The 5,602-nt window shown below is 44.4% G+C and carries 5 protein-coding genes; 2 read left to right on the forward strand and 3 right to left on the reverse strand.

The window, feature by feature from the left end:
* Window positions 1–490: 490 nt before the first annotated feature.
* Entirely contained in the window at window positions 491–841 is a 351-nt protein-coding gene (locus O9324_RS11895; RefSeq protein WP_002786990.1) for a slr1601 family putative cell division protein, read from the reverse strand.
* Between the two features lie 215 nt (window positions 842–1,056).
* Window positions 1,057–1,149, reverse strand: coding sequence for a photosystem I reaction center subunit XII (psaM, locus tag O9324_RS11900; protein ID WP_012264462.1), 93 nt, complete (start codon window positions 1,147–1,149; stop codon window positions 1,057–1,059).
* 188 nt (window positions 1,150–1,337) lie between these two features.
* On the opposite strand from psaM, the gene O9324_RS11905 reads away from it, so the two are divergent.
* Entirely contained in the window at window positions 1,338–2,057 is a 720-nt protein-coding gene (locus tag O9324_RS11905; RefSeq protein ID WP_002766104.1) for a TerC family protein, read from the forward strand.
* 122 nt (window positions 2,058–2,179) lie between these two features.
* Window positions 2,180–2,677 (forward strand): thiol-disulfide oxidoreductase DCC family protein, encoded by a 498-nt coding sequence (locus tag O9324_RS11910; RefSeq protein WP_002766103.1) that lies wholly within the window; start codon window positions 2,180–2,182, stop codon window positions 2,675–2,677.
* Window positions 2,678–3,051: 374 nt separating this feature from the next.
* Here the strand turns inward: O9324_RS11910 and O9324_RS11915 are convergent, their stop codons facing one another.
* On the reverse strand, window positions 3,052–5,061 hold the full coding sequence (locus O9324_RS11915) for a vanadium-dependent haloperoxidase (protein ID WP_502846581.1): 2,010 nt from the start codon (window positions 5,059–5,061) through the stop codon (window positions 3,052–3,054).
* Window positions 5,062–5,602 lie beyond the last annotated feature (541 nt).

Here is a 5,602-nt window from a genome sequence, read left to right on the forward strand (position 1 = left end):
ATTTTTGCCTCAAACCCTATCGGCGTAAGAACTTCAGGATTTTGTGTCCAGTAGTTCATTAGTATTTCATTGCTTGAACTCAGGCTCTGTAAGACTTTTAGCCATAGCTAGTATGTTTATACGGGGGAAGTCCAGATATAAGATGAACGTAGGTTGGGTTGAAGCATGAAACCCAACGCCCGATTATGTTACGCTACCGCTAACCCATCCTACAAATAATTGTGCCTCCCTACTTATTCAAAGAGGGCGAATGCAATTCGCCCCGACAATAATATTTATTATCGCGCCAATGGTAGGGGCGCACCGCGTGCGCCCAAAATGTCCTATAGATATTTCTTCAAAATTCAGATGCACCCATAACAATCCTCTTTTGTCAAGGCAGAAATGTTTAAGAATTGTGTCGCTGTGGTCATTAGTTTTATCCCGACTCTGTGGATATCTCCTCTCCCCTAGAGTCTTAACAAGTAATTGAGATGCACGGGCAGCTAATCTACTGAGAAACCCAAAAAATGCGTCTTTGATTAGGATCCCGTCGGGGACTTTGTTCCCCCATCACTTGCCGCGCTTGACTAGGATCGAAGCTGCGACTAAATTGACCGCGCAATTGATTGACGCGTTCCTCCTTTTCTTGGGCTGCCAAACGCACTTCTTCTAATTTTGCCTGTTGCATCTGTTGGTAGGGGAGCAAACGAGCGATCGCAAAAACCGCCGTGATGGAAATGGCGCTATAGGCAATAATTCGCAGCCAAATCTCGATAACTTGCCAGTTTTGGGATTTATTGCCGCTTTTTGGCTTTTTTTGTGGTTTTTTGTTGGTTTGGTTTCGTGTTCGTGCGGTCATAGATTGGGGGTTGGGGAGTGGGGTAATGGGGAATTGGGGTAGTGGGGAGATGGGGTAGTGGGGAGATGGGGTAGTGGGGAATTTAGCTGAAATTTCCCTATCACCCTAAATCCCTATCACCCTAAATCCCTATCCCCTAGTTTAAGATACAAAAAACCCCAATCAGTCTATCCTATAGCTAGGTTAGACGGGATCAGGGTTTATTGAAAGCGACTTTACTTATAAAGTTCCGTCGCTAGACGAAAAGCCAAAATCCCGGGGATTAAAGCAATTACCAGAGCGACTAGAACTTGAGTATCAGAAAGCATTGCTGATTATCTCCTCATAAAGATATTCATCCAATACTTTCCGACATCATCGGGGTTCTCTGCATCATTTCGTTACAAGACTTCATATCTCCCCCCCCGATGACGGTTATCTCCCCTAGAAAAGAAAGCTGTAAAAGCGTTAAGCTGGAGTATTGCCATGATTACATTTATTTTTACCTGCGGCCTCAATGTTAGACTCGCTCCTTGATTCATCTCTAACCCTTAGTCTAAAAACCCCGTTAATTCTGTTGGTTCTCATTGCCCTAGAAGCGGTATTATCAGCAGATAACGCCATTGCTCTCGCTTCCATAGCACAGGGATTAGGAGATCATCAGCGTCAACGTCAGGCCTTGAATATTGGCTTAGTTTTCGCCTATATTCTCCGTATGATCTTGATTCTTACCGCCACCTGGGTGGTTAAATACTGGCAGTTTGAACTTTTGGGAGCAGTATATTTGCTCTGGTTAGTCTTTAATTACTTTGCCTCCCCTGAAGACAAGGACCACACCCATCATAGTCTCAAGTTTCAATCTCTCTGGCAAGCTATCCCCCTAATTGCCGTTACTGATTTAGCTTTTTCCCTCGATAGTGTCACCACCTCCATCGCCGTGGCCGATGATACTTGGTTAATCCTGCTTGGTGGTACTATCGGAGTAGTTACCCTGCGCTTTATGGCGGGTTTATTTATTCGCTGGTTAGAGGAATACACCCACCTAGAAGATGCTGGTTTTGTCACCGTCGGTTTGGTGGGTTTAAGATTGCTGTTGCGGGTGATTAGTCCCGATTTTGTGCCGCCGGAATGGATTATGATCAGTTTAATTGCTATCCTCTTTGCTTGGGGTTTCTCAAAACGCAACGATCGAGAACCAATAGAGAGTGATACCATCCAATCTGATGAATTGCCATAAAATAATCATCAGGAGTCAGGAGATTATTTTTATTTATTCTCCCCACTTCCCCACTTCCCCACTCCCGACTTCTCAACCCCTCACTAATTACCGACCACTGAAAAGAGAATCCCTAGAAGATCATGTCATCTTTGCCGACTCCATCTGCTGATACCTTAGAAAATTCTACTCGATCGCCCTCTTGGAAAATTAAACTCCTCTACGATGGAGAATGTCCCCTCTGCTTGCGCGAGGTCAATTTTCTGCAAAAACGGGATGCTGGGAGAGGATTAGTTGCTTTTGTCGATATTGCCGATGAAAACTATAATCCGGAGGAAAATGGTGGTATTTCCTTCGCGGCAGCCATGGGGCGAATCCACGCCGTACTAGCTGATGGTACTATTCTCCAAAATGTGGAAGTGTTTCGCCAAGTCTATGACATTTTAGGCATTGGTTGGATTTATGCCGCTACCAAATGGCCGGTTATTGGGTTTCTAGTGGATATTATCTATGAAATTTGGGCTTCTTGGCGATTAACCTTAACCGGAAGACCGAATTTACCAACAATCTTAGCAGAACGTCAAAAACGTCTGGAATGTAACTCATCAAATCGTTGTTCTCAGTCAGTTAAAATCTCCTAAAAAAATAGGGAGTATTTAACTCCCTAGTAGGGATATTCTGTTGGTGATCTAACTAGGGTTTGCTGAATAAAGCTAAAAACCTTGTTGGATAATATCTTTAGGCTTTTTTGAAATCAAAAAGTGCCAGGGATTGGAGTGATTGGGGGGAAAATCCCTGGACTTTTTCCCTGAAAATTAGGTAAGTAGGTAGGTGGAATTAAATATAAGATGAACGTAGGTTGGGTTGAAGCATGAAACCCAACGCCCGACCATGTTACGCTACCGCTAACCCATCCTACAAATAATTGTTCCTCCCTACTTAATTGACTCCCTGAAAATGGGTAAAACCCCACACCCCCCCAACCCCCAGGAAAAACTTTTTCAGCAGACCCTATTTAGACAATCGGCTGAAAGACACTTGTCGCAACAAAATCGCCAACAGCTAACCCCATGTTAAAAGAATCAATACAAGCTTCCCGGACGTGAACTCCGCCATAAATACGGCTGAGGGCATCTTCCATTCCCGCTTGATAGAAGCTATTGAAATTACGAACGACACCGGGAAGTTCTTGGGAGACAGCACTAAACACATAGTTTTCACCAAAATACTCGGTCATCACTCCAGCAAATGCTCCCCCCATGGCGGAATGCCCTGACATATAATCCGGGAAAGGCGGCGAATTAACCCCGATTAAATTTGACAGCAAGGGTTTCCAATTGGTATCGCCCACCGTAGAAGCTATCCCGTCATTAGCCGCAAATCCCCCAGCAATTACGTCATCAGGGCGAGGTTGGAGTTCAGTGTATTTCTCTTTCCAAGCGACGATTACCGCATCTGCCAGCGCGGTATTTAATGCAGCAAATAAGCTGGCATCTTCTTGCAAGGTATTGCCCTCACGCACGGCGATTTCTTGAGCAATTTGGTTTAAGTGACCGTAGGGACGGAAGGTATCAGCCCGGTCATAGGCCCAGAAAACAGCCATTTCTGCCTGGTCTGCATTGCGTAAAGTGGTCGTCAGAGCAGTGTTTTGCAATCCACCATAGAGCCGGACTTCTTCAATTTCTTGGGCATACAATGTAGGATTTGTGTTAGGACGGCCATTAAGAGTCACATCAAGTTGTTTTTGCGAGACAAACTGGTCAATGTTGCCAATTGTCCAAGGAGTTACCCCACCCCAGTTGGCACCGAGTGCTACCCCAGCAGTGGGTCCTACGGTTTCTGGTGTCCAGACATAGTTTCCCGACGGCGCAGTGAAAGGCGTATTGTTGCTGGAACCATCATTAGCGCGTAAATTGAGGCTCTGATTGGCTACTAAAATGCCAAAATTAAAACCCCTGCTTTCAGCGGTGTCACTCTCCTGAATCTCCGCCAGAGAATTGCTTACTTGCTGTAAGAACAAGCTATTTTGTCCAGGTAATTGAGTAGAGAGAACTCGATAAGCCGCACCAACTACCGCCGCCTCCAACGAGGTATTTGTTGGTGCGCTCACATTTACAGCATAGGAGGGATATAAAGTGTTGAAGGCCTGAACCGTATCATAGACGGCAGTAGAAACCAAGGCCATTAAGCGAGAACCCACTGTCGGCCCAACTCCCCGCCCTGCTTTTCCCTCGGCTTGAATCGCATTTAATGCGATCGCATTCCAGTCGATGATGGCATTAGTATTGAGTCCCGATACTAATTTACTGGTGACATTATTGGTTTCCAGTTGTTCGGGAATTTGGTTATTGGCATCAACTTGAGCAATGAGAAAGTAAGCCCCCGGAGCGATGACTGAAGTTTTGTTTTGATACTGTAAGTTTAGGGTGACTGACTGCTCGGCGCCCAGGTTTAAGCTGGTACTAACACTGGTGAGTAAGGCATCGTTACTGTCAATCTCACCGTCAGTGGAAATGTAGAGTTTAACAGTACTGGAACCACTGGCGATCGCCTGTCCTTTATTGGTGACAATTACCTGTGCATTCCCCAGAGCGCCGAAGTTAACCGTACTTGGCAAAGTAATCGTGCCAAAACTGCCCACTAAATCTGGTAGTGAGACACTTGAGCTAAGACTTGAGGTAGAAGTTGAGGTAAGACTTGGGGTAGAAGTTGAGGTAGGACTTGAGGTAGGACTTGAGGTAGAAGTTGAGGTAGAAGTTGAGGTAAGACTTGTTGAATTTTGGTTATTGCCATTGTTTGGTATCGTTCCTCCCTGAGTAGCAAGTCCAATGTCACCTAAAAAATTAACTTGATTCAAAAGCGCGCTTAAATCTCCTAGGGAGAGAAGATTTAAGTTTTTGTTACCGACAAACTTTTTTAGCGACTCATCAATCTTACTGGATGCTTTAGTAACATCTGGTATTTTCTCGTTCTCAGTTAGTTTCTTCTGATCATCATCGGTAGTTATAGGAGTGGTTGAACTCATGGTCAATAAGTTAGAAAAGGGTAAAGGCATTCAAGACAGAAAGTATCGAAGCTTAACTTGATGTTGCGCTCCAGCACCAAACCGATGTCACCGTCAGTAGAAATTTACAGCTTCACAGCACAATCACCGCTGGTGAGGTGATCAGCTGTCCTTGATGGACGACAATTACCTGTGCATTTCCTTGATCTGTTTGACAAGGTGGACAAAACGGGAATCGTAGTGGCAATTCAAACTTGAGTTTTGCGATACAACTGAGTGAGCCTACTCACCTAGCCTAACTCATGGAATCCATAAATCACTAAAATTTTACATTTCTGAACGTAGATTTTTATCGATGGATAAAATAGATCCATTTCAGATAAGTCTATTGACATGATTATAGGTTCTTCGTTACTTGGTCTGGTTCGATAGGGGGGCATAAATCGACTAAATCCTTATCTGGCAAGAGACTTAATTGATTAGTTCGCTCTAGATAAAAAACAATTGACAAAAATCGCTAAATGCCTTTCTATATAACGGTTCCATCCCTTATAACCCCCCT

This window comes from Microcystis sp. LE19-84.1B, from assembly GCF_027531875.1.
Lineage (GTDB): Bacteria > Cyanobacteriota > Cyanobacteriia > Cyanobacteriales > Microcystaceae > Microcystis > Microcystis panniformis.